The organism is Nodularia harveyana UHCC-0300 (genome assembly GCF_034931085.1).
GTDB lineage: Bacteria > Cyanobacteriota > Cyanobacteriia > Cyanobacteriales > Nostocaceae > Nodularia > Nodularia harveyana.
In genome coordinates this window covers 118,022-143,995 of the sequence record NZ_JAYGHG010000009.1, presented here as the reverse complement: position 1 = coordinate 143,995, position 25,974 = coordinate 118,022, and the positions used below count along the sequence as shown (strand labels likewise).

At 42.5% G+C, this 25,974-nt stretch carries 21 protein-coding genes; 14 read left to right on the top strand and 7 right to left on the bottom strand.

The genetic code is table 11. The annotated features are described in order from the left end of the window. The first annotated feature begins 117 nt into the window (after positions 1-117). Entirely contained in the window at positions 118-486 is a 369-nt protein-coding gene (locus VB620_RS08565) for a phospholipid-binding protein (protein WP_323195719.1), read from the top strand. A gap of 44 nt (positions 487-530) precedes the next feature. Here the strand turns inward: VB620_RS08565 and VB620_RS08560 are convergent, their stop codons facing one another. After that, a complete protein-coding gene (locus tag VB620_RS08560; protein ID WP_323195718.1) occupies positions 531-1,451 on the bottom strand; it encodes an alpha/beta fold hydrolase in 921 nt (306 codons plus the stop codon). Between the two features lie 287 nt (positions 1,452-1,738). Here VB620_RS08560 and infC point away from each other — a divergent pair, with 287 nt between their 5' ends. From infC to VB620_RS08540, 4 genes are all read left to right on the top strand, one after another. Next, the gene (gene infC, locus VB620_RS08555; protein WP_323195717.1) at positions 1,739-2,272 is read left to right on the top strand and encodes a translation initiation factor IF-3; all 534 of its coding nucleotides are present in this window, start codon (positions 1,739-1,741) and stop codon (positions 2,270-2,272) included. Positions 2,273-2,709: 437 nt separating this feature from the next. Further along, a complete protein-coding gene (locus tag VB620_RS08550) occupies positions 2,710-5,736 on the top strand; it encodes an MFS transporter (RefSeq protein WP_323195716.1) in 3,027 nt (1,008 codons plus the stop codon). A 10-nt stretch (positions 5,737-5,746) separates the two neighbouring features. Further along, positions 5,747-5,926 (top strand): hypothetical protein, encoded by a 180-nt coding sequence (locus tag VB620_RS08545; protein ID WP_323195715.1) that lies wholly within the window; start codon positions 5,747-5,749, stop codon positions 5,924-5,926. Between the two features lie 56 nt (positions 5,927-5,982). Then, positions 5,983-7,533 carry a cation:proton antiporter gene (locus tag VB620_RS08540; RefSeq protein WP_323195714.1) on the top strand — a complete coding sequence of 517 codons (1,551 nt, stop codon included), beginning with the start codon at positions 5,983-5,985 and terminating at the stop codon, positions 7,531-7,533. A gap of 84 nt (positions 7,534-7,617) precedes the next feature. Here the strand turns inward: VB620_RS08540 and VB620_RS08535 are convergent, their stop codons facing one another. The 5 genes from VB620_RS08535 to VB620_RS08515 all read right to left on the bottom strand — a co-directional run bounded on the left by VB620_RS08535 (position 7,618) and on the right by VB620_RS08515 (position 12,991). Further along, on the bottom strand, positions 7,618-8,451 hold the full coding sequence (locus VB620_RS08535; RefSeq protein ID WP_323195713.1) for a glucose 1-dehydrogenase: 834 nt from the start codon (positions 8,449-8,451) through the stop codon (positions 7,618-7,620). A 109-nt stretch (positions 8,452-8,560) separates the two neighbouring features. Beyond that, complete coding sequence (locus VB620_RS08530) at positions 8,561-9,208, bottom strand: SAM-dependent methyltransferase (RefSeq protein WP_323195712.1); 648 nt, start codon at positions 9,206-9,208, stop codon at positions 8,561-8,563. A gap of 32 nt (positions 9,209-9,240) precedes the next feature. Next, complete coding sequence (locus VB620_RS08525) at positions 9,241-10,593, bottom strand: APC family permease (RefSeq protein ID WP_323195711.1); 1,353 nt, start codon at positions 10,591-10,593, stop codon at positions 9,241-9,243. 360 nt (positions 10,594-10,953) lie between these two features. Further along, a complete protein-coding gene (gene mgtE / locus VB620_RS08520; RefSeq protein WP_323195710.1) occupies positions 10,954-12,318 on the bottom strand; it encodes a magnesium transporter in 1,365 nt (454 codons plus the stop codon). 322 nt (positions 12,319-12,640) lie between these two features. Next, positions 12,641-12,991, bottom strand: a complete 351-nt coding sequence (locus VB620_RS08515) for a phage holin family protein (protein WP_323195709.1) — start codon at positions 12,989-12,991, stop codon at positions 12,641-12,643. Between the two features lie 420 nt (positions 12,992-13,411). On the opposite strand from VB620_RS08515, the gene VB620_RS08510 reads away from it, so the two are divergent. The 9 genes from VB620_RS08510 to VB620_RS08470 all read left to right on the top strand — a co-directional run bounded on the left by VB620_RS08510 (position 13,412) and on the right by VB620_RS08470 (position 24,383). Continuing rightward, positions 13,412-13,813, top strand: coding sequence for a hypothetical protein (locus tag VB620_RS08510; RefSeq protein ID WP_323195708.1), 402 nt, complete (start codon positions 13,412-13,414; stop codon positions 13,811-13,813). A 375-nt stretch (positions 13,814-14,188) separates the two neighbouring features. Next, positions 14,189-14,872 (top strand): DUF305 domain-containing protein, encoded by a 684-nt coding sequence (locus tag VB620_RS08505; protein ID WP_323195731.1) that lies wholly within the window; start codon positions 14,189-14,191, stop codon positions 14,870-14,872. Between the two features lie 101 nt (positions 14,873-14,973). Then, complete coding sequence (locus VB620_RS08500; protein ID WP_323195730.1) at positions 14,974-16,572, top strand: efflux RND transporter periplasmic adaptor subunit; 1,599 nt, start codon at positions 14,974-14,976, stop codon at positions 16,570-16,572. A gap of 113 nt (positions 16,573-16,685) precedes the next feature. Next, positions 16,686-19,802: an efflux RND transporter permease subunit gene (locus VB620_RS08495; protein WP_323195707.1), complete on the top strand. Its 3,117-nt coding sequence runs from the start codon at positions 16,686-16,688 to the stop codon at positions 19,800-19,802. A 154-nt stretch (positions 19,803-19,956) separates the two neighbouring features. Then, entirely contained in the window at positions 19,957-20,442 is a 486-nt protein-coding gene (locus VB620_RS08490; protein ID WP_323195706.1) for a hypothetical protein, read from the top strand. Between the two features lie 48 nt (positions 20,443-20,490). After that, positions 20,491-21,069, top strand: coding sequence for a Uma2 family endonuclease (locus VB620_RS08485; RefSeq protein WP_323195705.1), 579 nt, complete (start codon positions 20,491-20,493; stop codon positions 21,067-21,069). Positions 21,070-21,076: 7 nt separating this feature from the next. Continuing rightward, positions 21,077-21,769, top strand: coding sequence for a two-component system response regulator RppA (gene rppA, locus VB620_RS08480; protein ID WP_323195704.1), 693 nt, complete (start codon positions 21,077-21,079; stop codon positions 21,767-21,769). Between the two features lie 60 nt (positions 21,770-21,829). Next, a complete protein-coding gene (gene rppB / locus VB620_RS08475; protein ID WP_323195703.1) occupies positions 21,830-23,194 on the top strand; it encodes a two-component system sensor histidine kinase RppB in 1,365 nt (454 codons plus the stop codon). Positions 23,195-23,354: 160 nt separating this feature from the next. Further along, entirely contained in the window at positions 23,355-24,383 is a 1,029-nt protein-coding gene (locus VB620_RS08470; protein WP_323195702.1) for an AI-2E family transporter, read from the top strand. A gap of 314 nt (positions 24,384-24,697) precedes the next feature. On the opposite strand, the gene VB620_RS08465 is transcribed toward VB620_RS08470, so the two are convergent. Further along, complete coding sequence (locus VB620_RS08465; protein WP_323195701.1) at positions 24,698-25,948, bottom strand: ribulose bisphosphate carboxylase small subunit; 1,251 nt, start codon at positions 25,946-25,948, stop codon at positions 24,698-24,700. Positions 25,949-25,974 lie beyond the last annotated feature (26 nt).

The following is a 25,974-nucleotide window of genomic DNA, read 5'->3' as shown; positions in this document are numbered from 1 at the left end:
TCATAATTACGCTAAATTATCGCTGAATATCTTTTCATAGGTAGATGTAGATTATTTGTTAAGCTTTTATCCTGAGTATGTGATAGATACCTAACCGAAAATTGGAGAGAAACTGTTATGACTTGGTTAAAAAGACTTTTTGGCATGGAAAAACCCCAAAATGCCCAAGTAAATCCTCAGCCCCAACAACCAGCGCCCACTGCTGCCGCTAAAGCTGCTCCTGCTACTACCCAATCAATTCCCCCAGAACGTTTAGGATTGAATGGAGAATATGACCAAAGTGGTTTAGCCAAGCGGGTAGCATTGGCCTTTGATGAAAATGCGGAACTCACAGATGTTGATACTCTCTGGGTTGCTCAAACCAGCAACATGGTGGTATTAAAAGGTAAAGTTCCTAGTGAGGATATCCTCAACAAGATGATTGCTGTCGCGGCGGCAGTTAATGGTGCTAAAGGTGTTAATACCGATGAAGTCAGTATTGGTTAATTTATCACCAGAATAGAAGGGTTTTAGATATTGGCAATTATCGGCTACTCTAACGGCTGGGTGTGAGTATTTCTGTGAATCCAATCTAAAATCACTTGATTAACCTGTTCTGGACATTCATCATGGGGGCAATGGCCGACATCTTCTAATTTCAGCAGTTCTAGCTGATTGTTGTATTGAGTAAATCTCTGTGCAAGTGCAGGTGGAACAAATTTGTCTTTTTGCCCCCAAATTAGTAGCATGGGTATTGTGAGGGTGGGTAATATTGCTTTAACACTAGGACTAAAATTAACTGCGATCGCAGCCCTAAACAAAGCACTAAAAGCACGAGATGAACCTCTATCCTGGGGAGGGCCTGTTAAAATATCTATCAGTTCATCGGTGACGGCTTCCGGGTTGGCATAAGCGAGACTAGCCCAACGACGCACAAAGCTAGGTCGCCGCACAAAGTGAAATAAAGGTTTGAGAATCAACGGCGAAGCCACTAACTTTTTAATTCCCGTCACCACAGGTCGCAAAACAGGCGGAATCGCTTCTTGTTCTAAAGATGGGTCGGGTAAACTCATCATCACTATACCCTTAACCATATCTGGATGAGCCGCCGCCGCCGCTAGAGAAATCAGGGAACCATTGGAATTACCGACTAATATCACAGGTTGACGGATAAAAGTTCGCCAAAACTTATATACTTGCTCCACCCACAGTTCTATACTGTAATTAGCTGGCGCTTTTCTGGATGCACCAAAACCCAGCATATCTAAGGCGTAAACAGTATGGTGTTCTCCTAAAACTTCTAAATTATGTCGCCAATGACCAATGGACGCACCAAAACCATGTAGCAAAATCAACGGTGTAGTGGATTGATTTTGGCTAGGTCGAATATAAGTATAACGAGTTTGCCAACCTCGCCATACCCAATCTCTTTGATTACCAACTCTTTCTTGCCAGTTTACCGTAGTGGTCACCTTTGTCTCCGATTTATACAACCCATATCTCTAAGGTAATGGGAATTTGAGGCTTTTGTGGAGGGTGCGATTGGCTATAGCCCACCTTTGGCGATCGCAAAGAATGGCAGAACAGGTAAAATAAAAAATATGGTGACGACTAGTTCATGAATTAGTTATCCTAGAAAAATAGACTCACTTTAAGTCCTCAGTTAAATCAAGTATCGTACTTCTGAGGCATCCCAAACAAGACCGAGTAAACCAAGTTCAAACCACATCTTAACTACTAGAGAGCTTCCATAATCATAATGCCTGTGATTGAGAAAAAACGAACTCGCGATTTGCCTCAAATCAACGAACGCATCCGGTTTCCGAAGATTCGAGTCATTGATAATGATGGCGCACAATTAGGAATTATGCCTCCGCAAGAAGCACTACAACTAGCTGAAGAGAAAGAGCTAGACTTAGTGTTGCTAAGTGATAAGGCTGACCCCCCCGTTTGTCGGATCATGGATTATGGAAAGTATAAGTTTGAGCAGGAGAAGAAGGCACGGGAAGCCAGAAAAAAACAGCATACGGCTGATGTCAAAGAAGTGAAGATGCGCTACAAAATTGAGGAACACGACTACAATGTCCGTGTGAAACAAGCCGAACGCTTCCTCAAAGATGGTGATAAAGTCAAGGCGACTGTGATGTTTCGGGGTCGAGAAATTCAACACAGTGATTTAGCCGAGCATTTACTCAAGCGCATGGCCAAGGATTTGGAGCCGCTTGGCGAAGTGCAGCAACTACCAAAAAAAGAGGGTAGAAACATGATGATGCTGATTTCGCCTAAAAAGTAATTCACTAATTTTCGCCAATACCAAGTATAATTTCAAACTGAAAGTTTCCCATAGACCCAAGTCTGGGAAATTTACCGAAAGCTGATAGTCCTGAGCGCTGACTGGGAAAGATAATCTCAGTTGCTCAGGATTTTTGCCGTTTATGGGGGCGGAAGAGGCAGGGGAGCAGGGAGCAGGGTGCTGGGGGGAGAAGATAAGAGGCAGGGGAGCAGGGTGCTGGGTGCTGGGGGGATGAGGTAAGTTCACCGTAAGACTTGCAGAAGTGTCCCCAGTCCCCAGGTATAGTATTAAAATGTGTAGTGGATTTACTGGCTAACTTCTGTAAATATACACTCTGGAGTTTTGAGCGTGGAGGTGGTAAAAGACGATTGGTTTCCTGATAATATTTAGTTTTTTCTCTGATGTAATACTGTCTAATTTACTGTAGCTTGCGGTGCATGGAACTCAAAAATAAGTCGTTGGCTGCAAAGAAAGGCGCTTTAGCACGACTGTTACAATGGTTAAATCTTCGCCCTGAAGAAGGCAAACGCACCTGGATGATGTTTGCTTTTTACACTACTGTGTCAGTGGGTTTGCGCTGGGCAGAAGACAGTGCAGTGGCGCTGTTTTTGGATGAATATGGGGCGGGTCCTTTGCCTTGGATGTATATTGCTAGTGCGGCTATGAGTATCGCCCTGGTGGTATTTTATTCTTGGCTGCAAAAGATTTTCCCGTTGCGTTGGGTGATTGTGGCGATCGCACCCTGCATGGTAGTGCCATTAGTCTTAATCGTATCCTTACGTGGCAACATACATATTTCATTCTTGACAGTCGCCCTAGTCTTTTTGCTGCGGCTGTGGGTAGATGCACTTTATGTCATCAACGACCTCAACACCTCTATTGTTGCTAATCAATTATTTAATATCCGAGAAATTAAACGTACCTACCCCTTAGTCAGCAGTGGGATGTTAGTCGCGGATGTGATCAGTGGCTTTAGTTTGCCTTGGCTAGTGCAATTCATCAAGCTAGAGCAAGTGATTCTCATCGCCTCCAGTGTGATTATTTTAGGGTCAGGAATTTTATTTTATTTAAGTCATAACTATCGAGAAGCCTTTCCCGATGCGCCCCAACGCCTCATGGCTCAAGAAGAAGTGGCGCGACATCGCCGCTTGGAAACCCCATTAAAGCGCTACACACTGCAATTATTCGCTTTCGTGGGTCTATTACAAGTCATTGGCCTATTAGTAGATTTTCAATACCTGCGGGAACTCAACCTTTCCTTAAATAGCCGCGAACTAGCCACCTTTTTAGGTCTATTTGGTGGGATTGTGGGACTGTGTGAATTAACAACTCAGTGGTTTATCTCTAGCCGCCTCACAGAACGGTTTGGGGTATTCGTCATGGCGGCACTTTTACCCATTGCGGTGGGCTTTATTCTCCCAGCAACCATAACTTTACTGAACTTAGTTCCAGGTGTGCAAGCCCAAGGCTTCTTTTGGGGACTAGTGGGGCTGAAGTTCGCCGATGAACTCTTACGCTACACCTTTGTACTCAGTAGTGGACCCGTTCTCTACCAACCCATACCCGAAAACATTCGCAGTCGCACGCAGACATTATCAGGAGGTACTGCCGAAGCGATCGCCACAGGTTTAGCCGGCATGATTATCATCGTAACTGTGTTTGTTTCTCATCAGTATGTACCCATAGAAGTACAAAAGTGGGTATTAATCGGAGAAACAGTAATTATCGCCGCCGCTTGTTTAAGAGTTGTGATGCTATTGCGATCGCGTTACGTAGACCTATTAGTATTAAGCGCCGAACGAGGAGAACTAAGTGCGACAAATGTCGGTTTACGTTTCTTCCATCAAGGAATAGTCAAAGCCCTAGTAGAAAAAGGCAGTGCAGCCGATAAAAAGTCTTGCATTGAACTATTAGCACAAATGGACCCCCAAGGTGCAGGGCAAGTTTTAGCCCCCTTGCTGGTTCAATTATCACCAGATTTGCAACGACAAAGTTTGGAAGTGATGCTCATGGGGGATATCAGCCCTATTTATGCCCTGGAAGTCCGCTCCCTGCTAGAACAGCCCCAAGGAAAAACAGATCCCGAAGTTTTTGCCCTCGCCCTGCGTTACGTCTGGCTAGCGGAAACTAACCCCAATCTATCCCTATTAGAAGAGTACCTGCAACCACGACACCATTCACTCATCCGCGCCACCGCCTCAGCCTTAATTTTGCGTCAGGGAACACCATTGCAAAAAATCGCCGCTACCAAAACTATGCGCCGAATGCTGACTCATAAACAAGAACGAGAACGAGTTAATGGCGTAAGGGCGCTGAGAGAAGCAGTATATTTACAGGCTTTGCGAATTTATATTCCCAACTTGTTACAGGATGATTCCTTGCGGGTACGCTGTGCAGTTTTGGAAATGATTGCTGCAACTCAATTAGAAGAATATTATTCCGCATTAGTCGGGGCGCTGTACTATAAATCAACTCGCAGTACCGCCATGAATGCTTTGGTGAGACTGGAAAATGAAGCCTTAGAAATACTCTTAAAACTGGCTACAAATATTTATAAACCAGAAGTAGTGCGGATGTATGCTTGGCGCACCATTGCTCAAATCGGTACTCTGGAAGCAATGGAACATTTATGGGAACAGTTAGAACGGTCTTGGGGTGTTACCAGATATCATATTCTCCGCAGTCTCGTGAAGGTCAACCCACAAGCAGAAGTTAGTAGTGTCGATACTTTCCACCAAAGTCAAGTGGAAAATTTAATCCAACAGGAATTAATGTTTTTAGGGGAAATTTACGCCGCCTATCTCGACTTTCAACAACCACAAATTCCCCAACTTCAGCCAGCAGATAGAAGTGTCATGATTCGGGGCTTATTACAACGGGCTTTGGAAGAGTTAGAACTTGATGTGAAAGAGCGATTACTGCTATTACTGAGACTACTTTACTCCCCAGACAAAATGCAAGCAGCAGCCTTTAATCTTAAATCGGAATTAGGGGCGAATTTAGCCCAGGGTCTGGAAATCTTAGACCATACGATTACTTTGCCTAACAAGGCATTGATATTAAATATACTCGACAGGCGATCGCCCCAAGAAAAACTGAATTATTTAATTGAAGCCAGGTTAAGCAAATATCAACCAATGTCAATTAGAGACCGCATTAGCCAAATGCTTTCACTCAGCCATTTTCTCTCTGATTGGTGTTTAGCTTGCTGTTTTCATTTTGCTCAAGTTAGCCACATCCGCTTAAGCATTCCAGAAATTTTAATCGCCCTCCGTCATCCTACCAGCTTTGTCCGCGAAGGTGCGATCGCTTATCTCAGTGTCGCCTCACGCCGTGTTTTAGGAGAACTTCTCCCCCAACTCCAACAAGACTCACATCCCCTTGTAGCCTCCCAAGTCCAAGAATTAATCAAAAAATATGCTGTGGAAAATTATGGGGAGTGGGAAATAGGGAAAGAAGAGTAGGGAATGGGAAGTGTGGGAAGTGTGGGAGTGTGGGAGTGTGGGGAGTGTGGGAAGTGTGGGGAGTGTGGGAAGTGTGGGAAGTGTGGGGAGTGTGGGGAGTGTGGGGAGTGTGGCGAAGAGGAAATTGACCAATGACTTTGCTGCTAAATTTTCACTGAATGCGGAGGTTCAACAAGGCGAGTTTCATTAACTCCCCATTCTCTATTCTATCAATGTGTAAGTCCTAAAATATACCAAATTTTACTTATGATCATAGAATCTGCAATTAGCGAAGATATTATCACCAATAATCTCAAACAATTTTTGTTAGTACTTTCAGTATCTTTAGGGGTAGCAACATTACCGCAGATATTTAGTTGGTTTCGCCACATACCTTATACCTTACTCTTGGTGATTGTCGGCTTAGGGTTAGCCTTTGTAGATGTCCGCCTGGTCACTCTTTCCCCCGAATTAATCTTGTTTATCTTTTTACCCCCTTTGTTATTTGAAGCCGCCTGGAATTTGCACTGGGCGGAGTTAAAGCGTAATTTGGTGGCAATTTGCCTATTTGCAGTTTTGGGGGTGGTCATTTCCATTACAGGTATCGCCATTGGTCTAAATCAAATAGCCGGGATATCTTTAACCACAGCTTTGCTCATTGGCGCTAGTTTATCCGCTACTGACCCCATTTCTGTCACAGCCTTATTTCGGGAATTGGGCGTGGGTAAAAATCTCACAACCATGATGGAAGGCGAAAGCTTATTTAACGATGGTATGGCGGTGGTCGCCTTTGGGTTTATGGTGGCGCTATCTTTGGGAAATGCTGAATTAGGTTTCCAGCCCATTTTCTTAGAACTGGGGATAGTCATTGGTATTGGCGTAGCAGTGGGAGGATTAATCGGTTTTGGGATTTCTTATCTCACCCAACGCTTTGATTTACCAATGGTGGAACAGTCTCTAACTCTGGTTTCTGCTTACGGTACTTATTTGATTGTGGAAGAGTTGGGTGGTTCTGGGGTAATTGGAGTTGTCACCACAGGCTTGATTTTAGGTAACTTTGGCTCTCGCATCGGCATGAATCCCCGTACTAGGGTGATTGTTTCGGAATTTTGGGGCTTTTTAGCGTTTTTTGTCAACTCCATTGTATTTCTGTTGATTGGCGACCAAATTCGGTTTGCAATTTTGGGCGAAAACGTGGACATTATCATGATTACACTCGTAGCCATGATTTTGATGCGGGCTGTAGCTATTTATCTTCTTAGTAATTTGAGTGCTGTGATTACCCAAAATAAAATTCCCCTCCCAGAACAAACAGTTTTATGGTGGGGAGGGGTCAGGGGTTCTGTTTCCATTGCTTTAGCTTTAAGTGTACCTATCGGACTACCAGAGCGAGAAAACATTATTGCGACTGTGTTTGGAGTCGTTTTATTTACTCTACTTGTTCAGGGATTGACTATTAAACCGTTGTTACAGAAGCTCAATCTTTTGGGTGATGCACCTCTGCGTGATCAATATTCAGAATTAGCTACTCGTCATGTCGCCCTGGAACGGGTTTTGGAATATCTTCGGGAAGATAACCGTCCAGGTATTGACCCTGAGTTCTACCGTTACCAAGAGACTTTGATTAAAGGGGAATTAGAAAATCTGCAAGTAAAAATTGATAAGTTGCAAGCTGAGTATCCTAATCTTCGCACCTTTACTACTGAACAATTCCGCGAGGAACTCTTGGCGATTGAGGCTGATACTTACGCAGAGTTTGTCCGCGCTGGTCGGTTAAATACGGAACTGGCCTCGATGCTGGAAGATGTTTGGCAATAGCCTCGGTAAAACTCTTGTGTGGGGGGCATTTTCCCCCGCCCTGTTGTGCTTCAAACGCTATTAACCTTTGTCACTGTTATGGGTTTATGCTGACCAATTTTCCCGGAAGTCAGCGTATAGAGTTAGTCCACCGTCAACAAACAGGGTTTGACCGGTAATATAAGCGGCATGATCTGAGGCTAAAAAAGCTACAGATGCTGCGATTTCTTCGGTAGTTCCCGCCCGACCCATGGGGATGTGACTTTGTACACTTGCCTTTTTTTCGGGGTCATCTATCCAAGCTTGATTTATCGGTGTCAGTGTCGCTCCCGGTGCTACAGCGTTGACGCGGATACCTCGATGAGCATATTCTAAGGCTAGGGTTTTAGTCAGATTTTCCATTCCACTTTTGCTAATGGCATAACCGAGATATGTCGGTCTGGGGATGATTTCGTGAACACTGGAAATATTAATGATCACCCCGGAATGGTTTTGGGATAAAAGATGTTTGATAGTTTCACGGGCGCAGAGGAAAGCACCCCGGAGGTTAACTGCAATTACTTGATCGAAGTCTGCGGTGGTGAGTTCGTGAGATGGGCATTCTATTTGAATACCGGCGTTGTTGATCAGAATGTCTAAACTACCAAAGGTGTCAACTACATTGTTGACCATTTTCACAATGTCTGATTCTTGGGAAACATCCCCCTGTACTAACAGCGATCTGGGAGGGGGTTCTGTGGGCGATCGCATTCCGCCATTTTCCCAGTTTTTCCGGACTTCCTCCATAGCCATCGCTTCAGTCTCGGCGGCTGATTCTGGAGTTTTGCGGTAGTTAATAGCTATATTACAGCCTTCTTGGGCAAGTTTTACGGCGATCGCCTGACCAATACCTGATGTTGCACCTGTCACTAAAGCATTTTTTCCTTGTAATCCTTTCATAGTGAATTTTTCAGTATGATAACCAGAAGATAGAAGCTTGGGGAGAGGAAATTCCCATCCTTGTCCTATTCTCCCCAAAAACTAGCTTTTTAACTTCTGCTATTTGGTACTAGTTGGAAACTAAATTAGGTGGTACTTCTTCGGGAACTACCCAATAATAAACTGTGCGGCCATCCACATTTAATGTCTGTTCGGGTTTCCATTCACCCATATCAAAAGCGTGGGAGACAATCCGTGTTCCTGGTTTGAGTTGCTGTAATAGCTGAGGACGGAGTTTCAGGTTGATATCAGGTAGTAGGTACAGTGTAACTACTGTGGCTTCACTAAAATCAGACTTAAACAAATCTTGCTGTACAAATTTTACGCGATCGCCCACTCCTGCGGCCTCAGCATTTGCCGTCGCTTCCTCGATGAGTTCCGGGTCAATTTCTACACCGACACCTCTAGTACCATACTTTTGAGCGGCTGTAGTAACAATGCGGCCATCACCACTACCAAGGTCATAAAGCACATCATCTTTGCCTACCTGTGCTACTTCCAACATTGCATCCACTACGGCCTGTGGTGTTGGCACAAAAGGTACATCACCAGGACGTTCTTGGGTTTCAGTTGCGGCTATCTCAGTTTGTCCAGCCAAAGTAGGTGTTGCAGGTGCTTCTGATTCCACATTCTCTGCTGGCGGTGTGCATCCGACAAGTCCCCAGCTGCTTAGACTAACTCCGGTAGCGAGTAAAAACACCAGTTTTTTGTAATTCATCAATTTTCTCCTTTCTTAATAGCTTGTATTCCCTAATTCCGCCGCAATTTCTGACGATGACGATTCCAGAACAATAGGGGGATTCCTGCGGCTACGACTAAAACGCCTATCAATGCTCCTTCACCGGTATAAACCAAACTAGAATACAGCAGATAGGCACAAAATCCACAAAACAGTAATGGGAGCAAAGGATAAAATGGCACACGAAAGGGTCGTGATATCTCTGGTTCCCGGATGCGTAACACAAACAGCGATACACCTGAAAGGAGAAAAAATAACCAAAATACCGGGGCGGTATAATCCACCATCGTTTCAAAGCCACCGCGTGTTATTGTGCCTAAGATAACCAAAGCGAAGGCGATCGCCACTTGCAACAAAAAGGCTTCGATGGGAGTACTGTGGCTTTTTTGCCAGCGCCCCATAAAATTAAATAGGGAAAAATCCTGAGCTAAAGCGTAATTAGTCCGCGCCCCGGTGAAAATGGTAGCATTCATTGCTCCCAAGGTGGAAACGGCAATCAACAGGCTGATAAATAAGGCTCCTGGTTCACCCCAAATAGAGCGCATCAGATCCGCCGCCACTGCTTCTGATGTCGCCATGTTTGATAAGCCTAATCCTTGCAGGTAAGCCAGATTGATTAGTAAGTAAATACCAGTGATGATGCCAATACTCCAAAGTAGCGATCGCAGAATGTTACGTTGTTTATTGTGCATTTCTGCCGAGATATACGCCGCTTCATTCCAGCCACCATAAGATAGTAATACAAACACCATCGCTAATCCCCAATTGCCTGATGATGCAGGTTCTATAGGCACTGTAGATGTAGAATTTGGCAGAACAGTTAGTCCTAAAACTACTACTAGCAATAAACCCAGAACCTTGGCCATAGACAGCCAGTTTTGTGTCCACTTACCTTGTTGTAAACCCAGGATATTCAGCGCAGTTAATAGAGCGATCGCCCCGGCTGCATAAATAGAAGATGAAAAGCTACCTAAGCGCCATATCTGAGTTGCATAGTCACCAAAAACAAAAGCCAACAGCACAATCGAACCTGTTTGAATCACAGTCATTCGCGCCCAGGCAAATAAAAAGGCGACTCCTCGCCCAAATGAACGTTTCAGATAATAGTAGACACCCCCGACATGGGGATAAGCTGTGGCTAACTCTGCATAACATAACGCGCCCACCAGAGATATCAAACCACCAGCAAACCACAACAGCAGTACAACTAGATCGCTACCTGCTTGATCGGCGACAAATGCCGGGGTTTGAAAAATTCCCGCCCCAATCACAATACCGACAATCAGCGCTACTGCGTCGGATAATGTCAGGAATGACTTGGGCGATCCCGACTCATCTAAATTGTAGTTTTCCTGGCTACTCACATTTATACCTCATTCCTGTGGAGTATATTGAGGGAAGAATCATCCTCACTATACCCAAGACTTCAAAACTGAAATTTCTGTACTATTTTTTGTTTGCGGGAATCGGTTTCCTCCACTAACCCCAGGTGGTTTTTAGGGGATATAAATCAATAATCCTAGTGATTTGTGCAAACATTAATCATGGAATACACAACATAGGTATTGTGGCTGCTATTATGATAATTGTCAATTTTTGTAAAAGCCGCCCCACCGTAGTTGATATTATCTGAAACTTTGGTATTTTCACATCTACATAAAGGAGTAAATACCAAATTCTCAGCAGCAGAATATTTTTAATAGGATGCTTTTGTGGCGACTTCTTTAACCTAAAATTAATCTAGCTACATTCAGGTAAATTAAAACTCCCAACACATCCACAGCAGTGGTAATAAAAGGTGCAGACATCAAAGCCGGATCTAACTTCATCGCGCGGAATAAAAATGGCAACGCGGAACCAGAAACTGAGGCTAACACGCAAATAGAAACTAGACTAATACCTACAGCCAAGGCTACCGCAAAATCCCCTTGTAAAACGTATGCCCAGACTACAACCACACTACCTAACATACCTCCCAGCAGTACCCCGGCGATCGCCTCTCGTCTAATGATACTTAAAGCTTCGTCAGGGCGAACATCTTCTGTATTCAAACCCCTAATCACCACAGTGGAAGACTGCGCCCCCACGTTCCCCCCAGTACCAATCAACAAGGGTATAAAGGCAGTTAAAGCTACTGCTTTCGCTAAGATATCCTCTTGATTCGTAATCACCGCCGCCGTAGCACTATTGGTAATCAACAGCACAAATAGCCATACCACCCGCTTACGCGCCACAGTAAATAAATTAGTTTGAAAATAATTATCACCGCCAGATTCTACACCACCTAATGCATAGATATCTTCTGTGGTTTCTTCTTCTAAAATATCTAACACATCATCCACAGTCACAATACCCACCAGACGCTGTTCTGCATCTACCACAGGAATCGCCACAAAGTCATAGTGCTGAATTGTCCGGGCTACTTCTTCTTGGTCAGTACCAGTATTTACAAATACCACATCACGGGTCATGATGCTGCCAATAGTTTCGTCGGCTTGAGCCAAAATTAGATCCCGTAACGAGAGAGTCCCTGTAAACCGACGAGCATCATCAGTTACATAAATATAATAAATAGTTTCTCTTAAGTTAGCCAAAGAACGGATTTGCGCCAGCGCCTGAGTAATGGTGATGTTTTCCTTCAGTGATAAATACTCAGGAGTCATAATTCGCCCAGCTGTATTAGGTGCATAACCTAACAGTAAAGCAGTTGCATCCCGTTCCGCCGGACTGAGTTGCGCCAAAAGTCGCCCCACAACTTTCGCCGGGAGTTCATCAAAAAGCCGCGCCCGATCATCCGGGGACATATTATCAACGATTTCCTGGACATCCTGACGCTTAAAGTCTTCCAGTAGTGTTTGTTGCACACTAGGATCGAGGTATTCAAAGACTTCTATGGCTTCCTCTTTAGAAAGTAAGCGAAATGCGATCGCCTGGATAGCCTCCGGTAAACCTCCAATGGATTCAGCAATATCTGCAACCTGAACCGGAACTAACAAAGCTTTAGCACCCTGAAAGTTCTTTTGCTCAAGTAGTACTCGCAGCTGTTCGCGTACTAGGTCTTGTAACTCTTGTCGGGATCTGCTTTGCATCTGTGAACTAAATGATAAAGGCAGTGTTGTTTCAAGCTAATTTGTTTTCACTGTGATTAACTGTGACATACTCTCCACAGTATAAAGGTTAGTGAGTCTTACAAGTTTTGCGTCACTTATTTTACTACTTGAGTGCGACAAAAAAAGAAAGTATGGGAGGTTGACAATAGGTTTTTAATTAGTTATCATAGACTTGATAAGGAAGAACTATCATAAAATAAAATCTCAGATGTAAATGTAATGCAGAGTGAGTCAACCCATCTGTGCATTACCTGATATTAAATTAAAATCTGCATTCCAGTGCTTTCCACAAATTATAGTTTTAAACTGATATTCCGAGAATAGACCAAAGAATAGAATTAACCATCGTTAAAGCAATCGAACCAATCAATGCACTCCAAAAACCCCATCTGAGAACAAAACCTGGAACTACCGCAGCAGCCAAAGCAAAAATACCTGCGTTTAACACAAACAGAAATAGTCCCAGACTCAGCAGAATGAATGGGAAAGTTAAAAAAACCAGAATTGGTTGCAAGATTGCATTCATGATCCCAAAAACAGCCGCAGAAACAGCCGCTTTACCAAAACTATCAATTTCAATGCCTATGGGTAGTTTAGAAATAATTAAAAAGCTGATTGTAGTCACTAACCACGCGAGAAGAAGATTCAACATCGATGATTCACCAATATAATTAATTACTGCAATTAAATTTTATTTTTGTCTGCAAAAAATAGCTCTAATCTAATCTGAAAATTGTGTCGTCAATTTAACTATTTTTTTGCTCTAGACAATTTTAACATAATATACAAAACTATTCAGTAAATTGATGAATATATTTCTTTAGATACATAGTTAGACATGACGAATAAAACTATTGGCAGATATATCATTAATTTTATTTTGCTGAATATATAATTAAAATACAATAAATATTCATGATTTCTGATAACAATTCCATATTCTAATGACTGTGAGAGGAAATTTTCCATAAATCAGTAATTAACCACTGAAAAAATTCTATGGCTATCCTCGAAGCAAGAATTAATTTTTGATCAAGAACCAATATCATATATATAGTTGGGGAAAAAGAATATGTCTGTTGAGCCAATTCTGCTCAAAGAAATAGTCGAAAATACAAATTTTTCTGATGTAAATCGCAGTGAATTTAAACAAGAACAATTTCAACCAGATGGTTTAGAAATTTCTGATTCTGATATAGATATGGCTTTAACTATATCTCCGATAATCATCATTTTTAGTTGGATATTTTTTTTACTAACAGTACAAAAAGTTCGGAATTATATTGATAATAAGGTAATTTTTACTATTAAAAATCCATATGACCTTCCGTGTAAAAATTGTTGCTTTTATTCCAGTAATCATTATCTGAAATGTGCAGTAAAACCTTCTATTGTCTTGACTGAAGAAGCTAAGGATTGCTGCGAATATTTACCAAAGTATGACAAAATTTCGCCCAAAAAGATTTTAAAATAACATCCTGATGATGCTCATATTTCTTTTTCTGGAAACGTGGCCACATTATTTTTCGTCGGCATAATTGTATCTTTCATGGTCTGATATTTCCATGCTTCCCAGGGAATATCCTTGATTTGAGTAAAGAGAATCGGGACAGGGTTTTAGATGCGTATATATTGAAGAATTAAGTATTATTACTATGCTTATTTGGCGATCGCACGTCTTCCATTTTAGTAATGCCGAAGATTTCATCTGGATTTCATTTTGGTCTGTAACACTAGACATTACATAGCAAAACTGTGTTTGCACAACTAAATTAATGTCAAGGTTGACCCTTTAGTTAGCTAGAGAGTACACAATATAATGCAGAACCATAGCTAGAAATAGAAGATGATGCGAAATCAATTTGTGAGAAATAATTTTTTGGCGTTGAGTTTTGTCGCCTTGACATCTGTTTCCGGAGGATTTTTGACGGCTTGTTCTACAACTGTTTCTGAAAACCCCACCCCAGATACCACCGCAACTGAAACCAGCGATAGTCAGCCAATGCAGCATGGTGGTGTGGATCACTCAATGGATTTAGGGCCAGCCGATGCTAGCTATGATTTGCGGTTCATTGACGGGATGGTTATTCACCATCAAGGGGCGGTGGATATGGCTGAGGAAGTTCTGGAAAAATCACAACGTCCTGAACTTAAACAGTTGGCGACAGAAATGATCACAGCCCAAAATCAAGAAATTGCTCAGATGCAAGAGTGGCGGGCGGCTTGGTATCCTAACGCTGGGGATAAACCAATGGCTTATCACGCGGAAATGGGTCATGCTATGGAGATGACACCAGAACAAATGCAATCCATGATGATGAGCATGGATTTGGGTGCGGCTGATGAGGAATTTGATTTGCGCTTTATTAATGCGATGATTCCTCACCATGAGGGGGCTGTAGTTATGGCTAAAGATGCTTTGCAGAAGTCTGAGCGCCCGGAAATGAAGAAGCTGGCGGAAGATATTATTACTACTCAGGATACGGAAATTAATCAGATGCAAGAGTGGCGACAGGCTTGGTACAACAAGTGATATTCGTTGTGTATGAGGCTCTGGATTTGATTGTCGAACCGCCAAGCCGCCAAGTGCGCCAAGTGAAGAAGGAAGACATGGTATGAGGATTTTTGATGGTGATGTCTAATTTTCTCGGTTCTCCAGCTTTTTTGGTGGTGCTGAGTCTCTTTTTATGGAGTAGTCCGATTGTGGTTGTGGCTCATCCTGGACACGGTGATGAGTTTAAAGGTGGGAGTGATGTTACTTCTTCTGTCACTCCTATTCAAGTTGATGCTCAAACTTCCCAACGGCTAGGTATTAAGGTTGAACCAGTGAAACGCCAGCAATTAGCTGTGAGTATTAAAACCACTGGACAGATAGAAACTCTACCTAGTCAAAAAGCTTTGGTGACTACTCCTATTGCTGGGGCGAAAGTGGCAGAGTTATTGGTTGAACCTGGGACTGTGGTTAAACGCGGTCAACCTGTGGCTGTGTTATCTAGTCCTGAGTTGGTATCTCTGCGGGTGGAGTCTGAGGAAAAGTTGGCTGGAGGTCGGGCGGAATTACAACAAGCCCAAGCTGATTTAAGATTAGCGCAACAAAATAGCGATCGCTTGCAAGAAATTTCCGCCGCCGAAATTGTCCAAGCCCAAGCTCAAGTTGCATTTGCTGAAGAAAAATACAATAAAGACCGAGAATTAGCTGATGCGGGGGCTTTACCAAGACGTAATGCGTTAGAGTCCCAAACTCAACTCACCCAAGCTCAAACACAACTAGCCACAGCTAAAGCTCGCCGTGATGTGATTGCTGCTCAAAATCAAGTCCAACGCGCCCAAGCTGCTGTGGAAGTAGCTAAATCACGCATTAGTCTCAGTAATAATATATATGAAACTCGCCTACAACAATTAGGCATTCGTGGTAATTCTCAAGGATTAGTCACAATTACAGCCCCAATTTCTGGTACGGTTACAGACCGGGAAGTTACCCTTGGTCAATCATTCCAGGATGCAGGTGACAAACTGATGATGATTGTCAATGACAGTCAAGTATTTGCGACGGCTAATATATATGAGAAAGATTTAGAGCGAGTCAAGAACGGACAACAAATATTAGTAAAAATTGCCTCTATACCTGACCGCACATTTACCGGAAGGATTACCGTGATTGGGTCTGTAGTCGAGGAAACGCGAATTGTCCCTGTAAAAGCTGAAATTAATAACCCAGGGGGACTACTTAAACCAGGAATGTTTGCAGAACTAGAAGTCCTCACAGACCAAACATCCTCAGACATTTTAACCATACCCAATTCAGCCGTAGTCGAAGCCAACGGTAAACAACAGGTATACATCCAAAACGGTAACGCCTATCAACCAGTAGAAGTCACCTTGGGACAAACCTCCGGGGACATGGTAGAAGTCAAAACAGGCGTATTCGAGGGAGACTTAATAGTTACCCAGCGTGCGCCCCAACTATATGCTCAATCCTTGCGGAGTAGAACTTCCAGCACCACAGAAGAACATCAACACACCCCAGCCAACCCAGAACCAGCAACATCCAGCATACCACCGTGGCTGATGCTAATTGGAGGAAGTGCGATCGCCTGTATAGCCTTCACCACAGGAGCCTTCTGGACACACCTCCGCCAGACACATTTACTACCAGTAACCGACCCCCACATAGACAAAGAAATACAGAAATTTGATCATCAACCACAGATAAACACAGATAAACACAGATAGGACTAACGCAAAAACTCTCTAAAACCTCCTAACTTCGTGTCCTTAGCGTCCTTAGTGGTTCGTTTCTCCATATTACCCTCCGCGCCCCTCTGCGTTAAAAACCCTCCTCCTCCATGCTCAACACAATCCTCAAATGGTCAATAATCCAACGCTGGATAGTCCTCCTCGGAGCAGTGATCATCACCTGCTTAGGAGTATATAACCTCACCCAGATGCCCCTAGATGTCCTCCCCGACTTCGCCCCACCCCAAGTAGAAATTCAAACAGAAGCCCCAGGACTAGCACCAGAAGAAGTAGAATCACTAATCACCCTACCCATAGAAAGCGCCGTCAACGGCACACCAGGAGTAGAAACCGTCCGTTCAGCCTCAGCCGTGGGAATTTCCGTCGTCAAAATCATCTTCAACTGGGACACAGAGGTTTATCAAGCCAGACAACTAGTCACAGAACGGTTACAACAAGCACAAGAAAAACTACCAGAGGGTGTAGAAAACCCGCAAATTTCCCCCATTAGTTCTCCCATCGCCACAGTTTTACAGTACGCCTTCACCTCCGAAACCATCCCACTTATGGAAGTGCGGCGCTTAGTAGATAGAGATGTTACCAATCGACTGCTAGCTGTACCTGGAGTTTCTCAAGTGATTGCCTATGGCGGTGATGTACGACAGTATCAGGTTTTAGTAGATCCGGCGAAACTGCAAGCCTATAATGTCACCTTAGATCAAGTCACAGCCGCCACTAGCGAAGCCAACGTGAATGCGGCGGGTGGTTTTTTGATAAATCCAGACCAAGAGTTAATTATTCGGGGCTTGGGGCGCATTGAGTCTATTGAGGAATTAGGGAAATCAGCGATCGCCTCTCGGAATAATACACCAGTCTTACTGCAAGATGTGGCAGATGTTCGCATTGGTGCAGGTTTGAAGCGTGGGGATGGTAGCTTAGATGGTCAGCCCGCAGTTGTAGTGTTAATTAATAAGCAACCGCATAATGACACGCCGACAGTCACCAAAGCCATCGAACAAGCCATGACAGAAGTGAAAGCTGGCTTACCCGCAGAGATCACAGTTACAGAAACCTTCCGCCAAGAAAACTTTATTGCTGCTGCTATTCAAAACGTCACCAGTTCACTGCGAGATGGGATAATTATCGTTTGCATTATCCTATTCATGTTTTTAATGAATTGGCGCACCGCCATCATTACCTTAAGCGCCATTCCTCTATCCCTGTTAATTGGGATGATCATTCTCGGCTGGTTTGGTCAAGGTATCAATACTATGACCCTGGGAGGTTTAGCCGTCGCCATTGGTTCGGTGGTGGATGACTCCATTGTAGACATGGAAAACTGTTACCGGGGACTAAGGGAGAACCAAACAGCCAGAAATCCTATACATCCCTTTAAAGTCGTTTATAACACTTCGGTAGCAGTCCGAGTTAGTGTAATTTTTTCTACAGTAATTATCGCCGTCGTCTTTGCCCCCATTTTCACCCTTACAGGTGTGGAAGGTCGGATATTTGCCCCTATGGGTGTCGCTTATCTGGTGTCAATTTTTGCTTCAACCTTTGTCGCCATGACCTTATCCCCAGCACTATGCGCGATTTTACTCGCAAATCGACAACTCCCCACAGATGATACTTGGGTCAGTGGTTTGACACAGCGTCTTTATCGACCTATCCTGAATTTTGCTACAGGTTTTCCCAAAGTTATTTTAGTTATAGCTACAGCTTCCTTAATCGCCTCCTTGGTAATTTTGCCGACTTTAGGACGAGTATTTTTACCAGAGTTTCAGGAATCATCTTTAGTGAATGCAATGGTGCTTTATCCCGGAAGTTCTCTGGAAGCGACAAATCAAGCGGGATTTGCTTTACAGGATGCACTCAAAGACGACAAACGATTTAAAACCATACAGTTAAGGTCTGGACGCGCCCCTGGTGATGCCGATGCAGGGGGAGTGAACTTGGGTCATTTAGATGTAGAATTGAGTGCTGAAGGTTTAGAGAATCGAGAAGCCAGTATTGAAAAGCTACGCGCCGAATTTGGGAAAATTCCCGGAGTTGCACCTAGTATTGGCGGTTTTATTTCCCATCGCATGGATGAGGTATTATCGGGAGTAAGAAGTGCTATCGCAGTGAAGATATTTGGCCCTGATTTAACAGAATTGCGTCGCTTGGGGTCAGAAATCGAGAATGTCATGGCGGATATTCCCGGACTCGTAGATCTACAACTAGAACCCCAAGTCCCCATTCGACAGGTGCAAATTAAATTTAACAGAGAAACCGCCGCCCGTTATGGCTTAACTGTCGGTGATTTAAGTCATACATTAGAAACCGCCTTAAATGGGCGAGTAGTTTCTCAAGTCCTAGAAGGACAACAATTATTTGACCTAGTAGTGTGGTTGCAGCCAGAATCACGCAATAATTTAGACATTATTCGCAACTTATTAGTAGATACTCCCACAGGTCAAAAAATCCCCCTCACTCAAGTCGCCAGCATAGACTATGGAACTGGACCGAATACTATTAACCGCGAGAATGTTTCACGCTTGATAGTCATATCTGCAAACGTCTCCGTCCGAGATTTAGGTTCTATTGTCGATGAAATTCAAAACAAAATCAGTCAATCAATACAGTTACCCACAGGTTACTTTATCCAATATGGTGGACAGTTTGAATCAGAACAACGAGCCACCCAAAATATCCTGTTATTTGGAGGAATAGCACTTGTAGTTATTGCAATTTTAATGTATTTCGCCGTTAAATCTGTAGCCGCTACCTTAATGATTATGGTTAACTTACCTCTAGCACTGGTGGGGGGTATCTTTTCCATCGCCCTGGGAGGGGGAATTATTTCTGTGGCTTCGTTAGTAGGGTTTATTACTTTATTTGGTATAGCGACACGTAACGGATTGTTATTAGTGGACAACTATAATAACAAACTAGCGGAGAGAATGCCTTTAAAGGAGGTGATTTTTGAAGGTTCAATGGAGCGTTTAGTAGCCATTTTAATGACAGCTTTAACCTCAGCGTTAGGAATGATTCCCTTAGTCATGGGGACAGGTGCTGGTAAAGAAATCTTGCAACCGCTAGCTGTAGTAGTATTAGGAGGTTTATTTACATCTACGGCTTTAACTTTGCTGGTTTTACCTGCTTTGTATGCTCAATTTGGTAGGTTTCTGATTCCTAAGCAAATACAGCCTTCTGTAAATGTGGAAAATGGTCAGGCTGTGGTTTGAGAGTTTTAAATATGTTGTTTTTTTTAACGAACCGCCAAGTCGCCAAGAACGCCAAGAGAAGACAAGAACTTGAAAAATGATTGAGATGTGCTAGTTTTTTATCTGTTTTTTGTTTTAGTTGTATGGGCTATTCACGATTTTAGAGGGTAAATTAATGAAATTTCTATCATTATGTTTGGTTGTTTTAGGATGTACAAGACTGCTTTTTATTGCTGCTTGTAGTAATGGTAATGAGGTAGTTAATACGGAAGTTGCAGCTACTTATAGCACTGAAATTCCGGCTTCTGCTGTTGCGCCTGTAACGAAATCAAATAACGAGCATGGCGCAAGTAAAGGCGGTCAAGTGGTAGAAACAGGAAACTATCATTTAGAATTTTTAGCCGACAAAGAAACTGAAGGAAGTCACTTGGATTTATATTTGCTGACTGGTGATACTCACCAAACAATACCTGATGCGAATGTCACCGCTCAAATTCAAACCCCTAATGGTACGGAAAAAACTCTTCCTTTTACATACGATGCTGAAGATAAACACTATACGGCTATGCTGAATGAAGCAGCATCAGGACAGTATCAAGTAAAAATTACCGCAGATATTAAAGGCGAAAAAGTCAACGGGCGTTTTAGTTTTAACCGATAATGGTTAGAAGATGCAGTTCCTATGTTTTAGAGGCTGGAGGAAGTAATTATGAGCGCTTTAACTTTACAATTACCTAATCATTTGCAATTTACTGATGACGAATTTGCCCAAGTTGTGGCTGCTAACAAGGATTTACGTTTAGAATTATCTGCTGAAGGGGAATTAGTTATCATGTCACCAACTGGGGGAGAAACGGGAAACCGAAATTTTGAAATTTATATTGATTTAGGGATTTGGAACCGTCAATATAACTTGGGTAAAGCTTTTGATTCTTCCACTGGCTTTAAACTTCCTAATGGTGCAACTCGTTCTCCTGATGCTGCTTGGATAAGGATGGAAAAATGGGATAGTCTTACGCCAGAACAAAGAAAGAAATTTCTGCCTTTGTGTCCTGATTTTGCTGTGGAATTGGTTTCTGAAACTGATGATGTCGCAGATACTCAAGCCAAAATGCGGGAATATTTAGCCAATGGTTTACAACTGGGTTGGTTAATTAATCCCCATGACCAACAAGTAGAAGTTTATCGTCCTCATCAACCACCAGAAATTTTACAATCTCCTACAAGTTTATCAGGTGAAGATGTGCTTCCTGATTTTATTTTAAATTTACAACGGATTTTCACATAACAGGCTAATGAGAGTTTTACTGGTCGAAGATGAACCAGATTTAGGTGCTGCTATTAAACGGACTCTCACTCAACAAAAGTATTTAGTTGATTGGGTAATTGATGGAGATGAAGCATGGGGATATTTAGAAAATAGCTGGACGGAGTATACACTAGCTATTTTTGATTGGATGTTACCCAAAGTTTCCGGCTTAGAATTGTGTGGAAGATTGCGTAACTGTAATAATTCTCTGCCTATTTTGATGCTGACAGCTAAGGACAGCATGGAGGATAAAGTTACTGGGCTAGATGCAGGTGCTGATGATTATTTAGTCAAGCCTTTTGGGATGGCGGAATTGTTAGCCAGGTTACGCGCTTTGCAAAGAAGATCACCCCAGTTTCAACCCCAAAAATTAACTGTGGGTAATCTCACTTTAGATTACAGTAATAATCTGGTTGTTAGTCAAGATGCTGCGGGTAATTCTCAGAAAATTATTCTAACTTATAAGGAGTTTCAGTTATTAGAATATTTCATGAAGCACCCAAACCAAATTCTCACTACTGAACAAATTCGTCATCAACTTTGGGAAGTGAATGCGGAACCTGTGAGTAATGTGGTGGCGGCTCAAATGCGTTTGTTGCGGCGAAAGTTGGTTAATGGTGGGTGTGAGAATGTGATTGAAACTTTACATGGTTTGGGTTATCGGTTTAATTTTAATTAATGAATATGGATTTATTTCACGCAGAGGCGCAGAGGCGCGGAGAGTTAGAGTTAGAGAGGTATGAATGATAATAAACTGTTTCAGCAGACGCGGTTACGTTTGAGTTTGTGGTATGCGCTGGTGATGGCTGTGATTTTCAGCCTGTGTGAATATGGAATTTATCGGGTGGTTTCTCATACTCAATGGGTGACGTTAAATCGTGAGTTGGAATCTGTGGCGGGAACTTTACACGATAGTATTGAATTGAAGTTAGAGGAACCAGGGAAGTTGGAACCTGTGATGAGGAAACTTTTACCTAATATTTGTGTAATTGGTGAAAGTTGTGTGCAAGTACAGTCAAGTTCTCCGCGTCATGTTTTAAGTGCTATTAATCAAAGTAATTATTATGTGCGGTTTTTCGATAATTCTGGAAGTTTAATTGCTATAGCTGGGGCTTATCCGAAGGGTTTATCTTCTGAGTTTCATCAGGAAAATTGGCAAAGTTTAAAGGATGATCAGGGTATTATTTATCAACAAATTTCTTTTGTTCTACACACTCAAGATAATCTCGATTGGGGTTATATCCAAGTGGGGCGAAGTCTTGAAGAATTTAGCACATATCTGGATACAATCAAATTAACTTTAACTTTGGGATCACCCATAGCATTGATTTTGGTGGGTGTTGCTAGTTGGTGGTTAGCAGGTTTAGCTATGCAACCCATTTATCTTTCATACCAACAAGTACAACGATTTACAGCCGACGCAGCCCATGAATTGCGGACACCTTTAGCTGCTACACAAGCGACTATAGAATCAACGCTGTTTATGTCTCAAATTGATGAGGGGGAAGCGCGGGAAATTCTCAAAACTATACAACGCCAAAATCAACGATTGACTACTCTGGTGACGGATTTATTATTACTGACTCGTCTAGACCGTCAATCTGTATCAACGCCATACAATATATGTTGTTTGAATGATATTATTAATGACTTAATTGAAGAATTTGCGGCTTTTTCTATCGCTTCTCAGGTGAATTTAATTTCTGATTTGGAGATGAGTGAATCTCTCAATGTTAGGGGTAATGAAGATCAACTTTATCGCCTATTTTCTAATATAATTGTTAATGCTATTAAATACACACCAGCAGGAGGGAAAGTTACTATTTACTTAGGTCGCAATGAGTCTTATGCTGTAGTTCAGGTGCAGGATACAGGTATTGGCATTGCACAATCAGAAATTCCGAGGATTTTTGATCGTTTCTATCGAGTCAATAGCGATCGCTCACGTAAAACTGGTGGCTCCGGATTAGGACTAGCGATCGCCCAAGCAATTATTCATGCACACAAAGGCAGTATAACCGTACACAGCACATTAGAAACAGGTAGTAAATTCACCGTCAAATTACCTTTCCCATATCGGCAAAAATTTTGCTCCCCTACTTAACACCAAAAACCTCTTTATATTCCTCTGTGTCCTCTGCGCCTCTGTGGTTAGTTATTCCCTAATTTGTGCGTAAATTCTAACTAAGCTTTATTGATTAATCACACAGCTATCTTTTGAGATAATTTACCTTTATTGAATAGATATCACAGGAAATTTAAATATGAAAATAGGACAATTGCTGGGATTTTTCGTGCTGGTGATCTCAGTTTATATTCTCTGGGCAAGTCGCCAATTATTATTAATCTTATTTACAGCCATCGTGCTAGCAACAGCCATTAATCAACTAGTACAACGTTTTCAAAGGTCTCGGATATCCCGAATTTCTGCTGTGTGGCTAAGTGTAGTGATTGTGGTGGTTTTATTAGTGGGTTGTTTCGTAGTTATTGTGCCACCTTTCATTGCACAGTTTCAGGAATTAGTGCAGTTGTTCCCTAGTGGAATAGGTCAAATTCAGCAGATGATCACTTGGTTAGAAGGTACAATTATCGGCCCTTATGTCACGAATTTACCAGATATTAACAATTTAATTCAACAATTACAGCCATTAACAGAAAATTTCTTCAAACAAGCAATTTCTTTTTTTTCTACTGGATTTAGTGCCATCTTAGAACTTTTATTTATCATAATTTTAACTTTGATGTTGTTAGTTGATCCTGAGCCTTACCGTAAAGTTTTTGTGCGCTGTTTCCCATTATTTTACCGCCATCGGGTAGAAGAAATTCTCACTTTGTGCGGGCGGGGTTTGGGAAACTGGACAATAGGAGCTTTAATTACAATGGTATTTATTGGCTTTTTGAGTGGGCTGGGATTGCTAATTTTACGAGTACCCTTAGCACTGGCTCATGCTGTACTAGCAGGATTACTCAACTTTATTCCCAATATTGGCCCTACTTTAAGTGTGATTTTACCAATGACCATTGCTTTTCTGGATACACCTTGGAAGGCGATCGCAGTTTTAATTTTATACCTAACCATTCAGAACATAGAAAGCTACTGGTTAACTCCCACAGTCATGGCCAAACAAGTATCCCTATTACCAGCCTTTACCCTCACCGCCCAAATTTTCTTCGCCACCTTCTTTGGTGCTTTAGGATTAGTTATGGCGCTACCGTTGACGGTAGTTGCTAAAACTTGGATAGAAGAACTTGTATTTAAAGATGTCTTAGATAAATGGAAGCAAACCAATTAAGAATGCAGATTTCTGAAACCAGTATCCTCATACCATTTCTCCATAAACCTGCGCTAAATTTTCTTCCTTCCTTCCTTCCTTCTTTGTGTCCTTTGTGTCCTTTGTGTCCTTTGTGGTTCGTTATCATACAGAATTTGTATTCTAGCAACCGCCAAGGAGGTTAGGACAGAAACAGATAATGAAACCCTCACAATTAAAGAGTTTCGAGCCTGTTCCCTGCGATGTACTGAGCTTGTCGAAGTGTTCCCTCTTCCCTGTTCCCTGCTATAGTAAAACCAGTATTTCCTCTGACACCCCCAGAGAACTGGGTAAAATTAGTTCTTACCATTCGGACGTTGAATAATTGTTTCCACAATTCGGCGTTTAGCTTTGGGGTCAATTCCTACCAAGCGCACATATTCACCCTCATATTCCGTTAGATAACCTTCCAAAGCAGATATTGCATCCCACTCAGCATTAATCTGATTTGTACCGCAACTTTGCCAAGAACCAGTGCGGAAGCGGCGTTCATCTACGTGTTCAAAGTTAATTCTGTGACCTTGACCTAAAATTTCTCGAATTTGTGCTTGAGTCTCTAGGCTTAAATGGGTATTCGATGCTTTTGGCTTTTGAAATTCATTTCCTGATGACTGACTAGTGGGTGTCCCCGGAGTAAGTGGTGCAGGTGTATAATTTTTACTCCCTCGATTCAAGCGATTGTATTCATCAACTAATTGGGAATTTTCCACCCGTTGTTGTTCACCCACCATCAAGTTACCAGCCTCAATCAAGTTAGACAAACTGAAATCCGGCTTTTTAAATTCTGGTGGCTTCTCTGCACTGTTAACTATACGCAAAGATACAGCCTCAAAACCTACTTTATGGATAAAATCACGTACTTGTTCATCATAAATGCGCGATCGCAACGCACTATAAAAATCTATCGATTGCTGAGGAAAAGTATCAACCAGCCGTTCCACTTCCCTTGGTGAAAGTCCATCTGACTCAAAAATTCCCCCCACAATTCCCACTTTATCGTCTCTATCTGGTTCCCAGTAGAATTTCTCCATCCGGCCATCCCGAATTAACGGCGCATAGAGAGTAGAAAAATCATTCCCGGTCACAATAATCGGCACACGATGTAACGGTGTAGAATCGTAGCTTCCAGGTAACTGCACATCTGTAGGATTATCAGCAATATTCATCAGTGTGGCATTTACCAACTGAGTATTTACAGTATATTGAGTCCCCTCATCAAAGCGTCCCGCACCCGCATCTAAATCATTAATCATCAGCACGCACATTTTACCGCGCACCTTAATCAATTCTGCGGTTTCCCGATAACGTAAGCGAATCAATCGCGCCGGGTCTCCAGCATCGGGACTTTCCAATTCTCCACCAGAAATGTTAGTCACTTCGATACCCATTTTCTCAAAGACCAACTGACACTGAAATGTCTTTCCCTCGCCCTTACGTCCATGAATACCTAAAATCACCGGAACTCGCACACCAGGAAGATTGAGGAAGTTTTTAGTAATGTGAACGCCAAGTTTGTCTAGAAAACGGGGAGCAATGTAGTAACTCATAAAATTATTGATTAGGACTTATTTAA

Bases quoted from the DNA above. Each gene is read 5' to 3' on its own strand.
- VB620_RS08565 (WP_323195719.1), top strand. From the start codon at position 118: ATGACTTGGTTAAAAAGACTTTTTGGCATGGAAAAACCCCAAAATGCC.
- infC (WP_323195717.1), top strand. From the start codon at position 1,739: ATGCCTGTGATTGAGAAAAAACGAACTCGCGATTTGCCTCAAATCAAC.
- VB620_RS08550 (WP_323195716.1), top strand. From the start codon at position 2,710: ATGGAACTCAAAAATAAGTCGTTGGCTGCAAAGAAAGGCGCTTTAGCA.
- VB620_RS08540 (WP_323195714.1), top strand. From the start codon at position 5,983: ATGATCATAGAATCTGCAATTAGCGAAGATATTATCACCAATAATCTC.
- VB620_RS08535 (WP_323195713.1), bottom strand. From the start codon at position 8,451: ATGAAAGGATTACAAGGAAAAAATGCTTTAGTGACAGGTGCAACATCA.
- VB620_RS08530 (WP_323195712.1), bottom strand. From the start codon at position 9,208: ATGAATTACAAAAAACTGGTGTTTTTACTCGCTACCGGAGTTAGTCTA.
- mgtE (WP_323195710.1), bottom strand. From the start codon at position 12,318: ATGCAAAGCAGATCCCGACAAGAGTTACAAGACCTAGTACGCGAACAG.
- VB620_RS08515 (WP_323195709.1), bottom strand. From the start codon at position 12,991: ATGTTGAATCTTCTTCTCGCGTGGTTAGTGACTACAATCAGCTTTTTA.
- VB620_RS08510 (WP_323195708.1), top strand. From the start codon at position 13,412: ATGTCTGTTGAGCCAATTCTGCTCAAAGAAATAGTCGAAAATACAAAT.
- VB620_RS08505 (WP_323195731.1), top strand. From the start codon at position 14,189: ATGCGAAATCAATTTGTGAGAAATAATTTTTTGGCGTTGAGTTTTGTC.
- VB620_RS08500 (WP_323195730.1), top strand. From the start codon at position 14,974: ATGTCTAATTTTCTCGGTTCTCCAGCTTTTTTGGTGGTGCTGAGTCTC.
- VB620_RS08495 (WP_323195707.1), top strand. From the start codon at position 16,686: ATGCTCAACACAATCCTCAAATGGTCAATAATCCAACGCTGGATAGTC.
- VB620_RS08490 (WP_323195706.1), top strand. From the start codon at position 19,957: ATGAAATTTCTATCATTATGTTTGGTTGTTTTAGGATGTACAAGACTG.
- VB620_RS08485 (WP_323195705.1), top strand. From the start codon at position 20,491: ATGAGCGCTTTAACTTTACAATTACCTAATCATTTGCAATTTACTGAT.
- rppA (WP_323195704.1), top strand. From the start codon at position 21,077: ATGAGAGTTTTACTGGTCGAAGATGAACCAGATTTAGGTGCTGCTATT.
- rppB (WP_323195703.1), top strand. From the start codon at position 21,830: ATGAATGATAATAAACTGTTTCAGCAGACGCGGTTACGTTTGAGTTTG.
- VB620_RS08470 (WP_323195702.1), top strand. From the start codon at position 23,355: ATGAAAATAGGACAATTGCTGGGATTTTTCGTGCTGGTGATCTCAGTT.
- VB620_RS08465 (WP_323195701.1), bottom strand. From the start codon at position 25,948: ATGAGTTACTACATTGCTCCCCGTTTTCTAGACAAACTTGGCGTTCAC.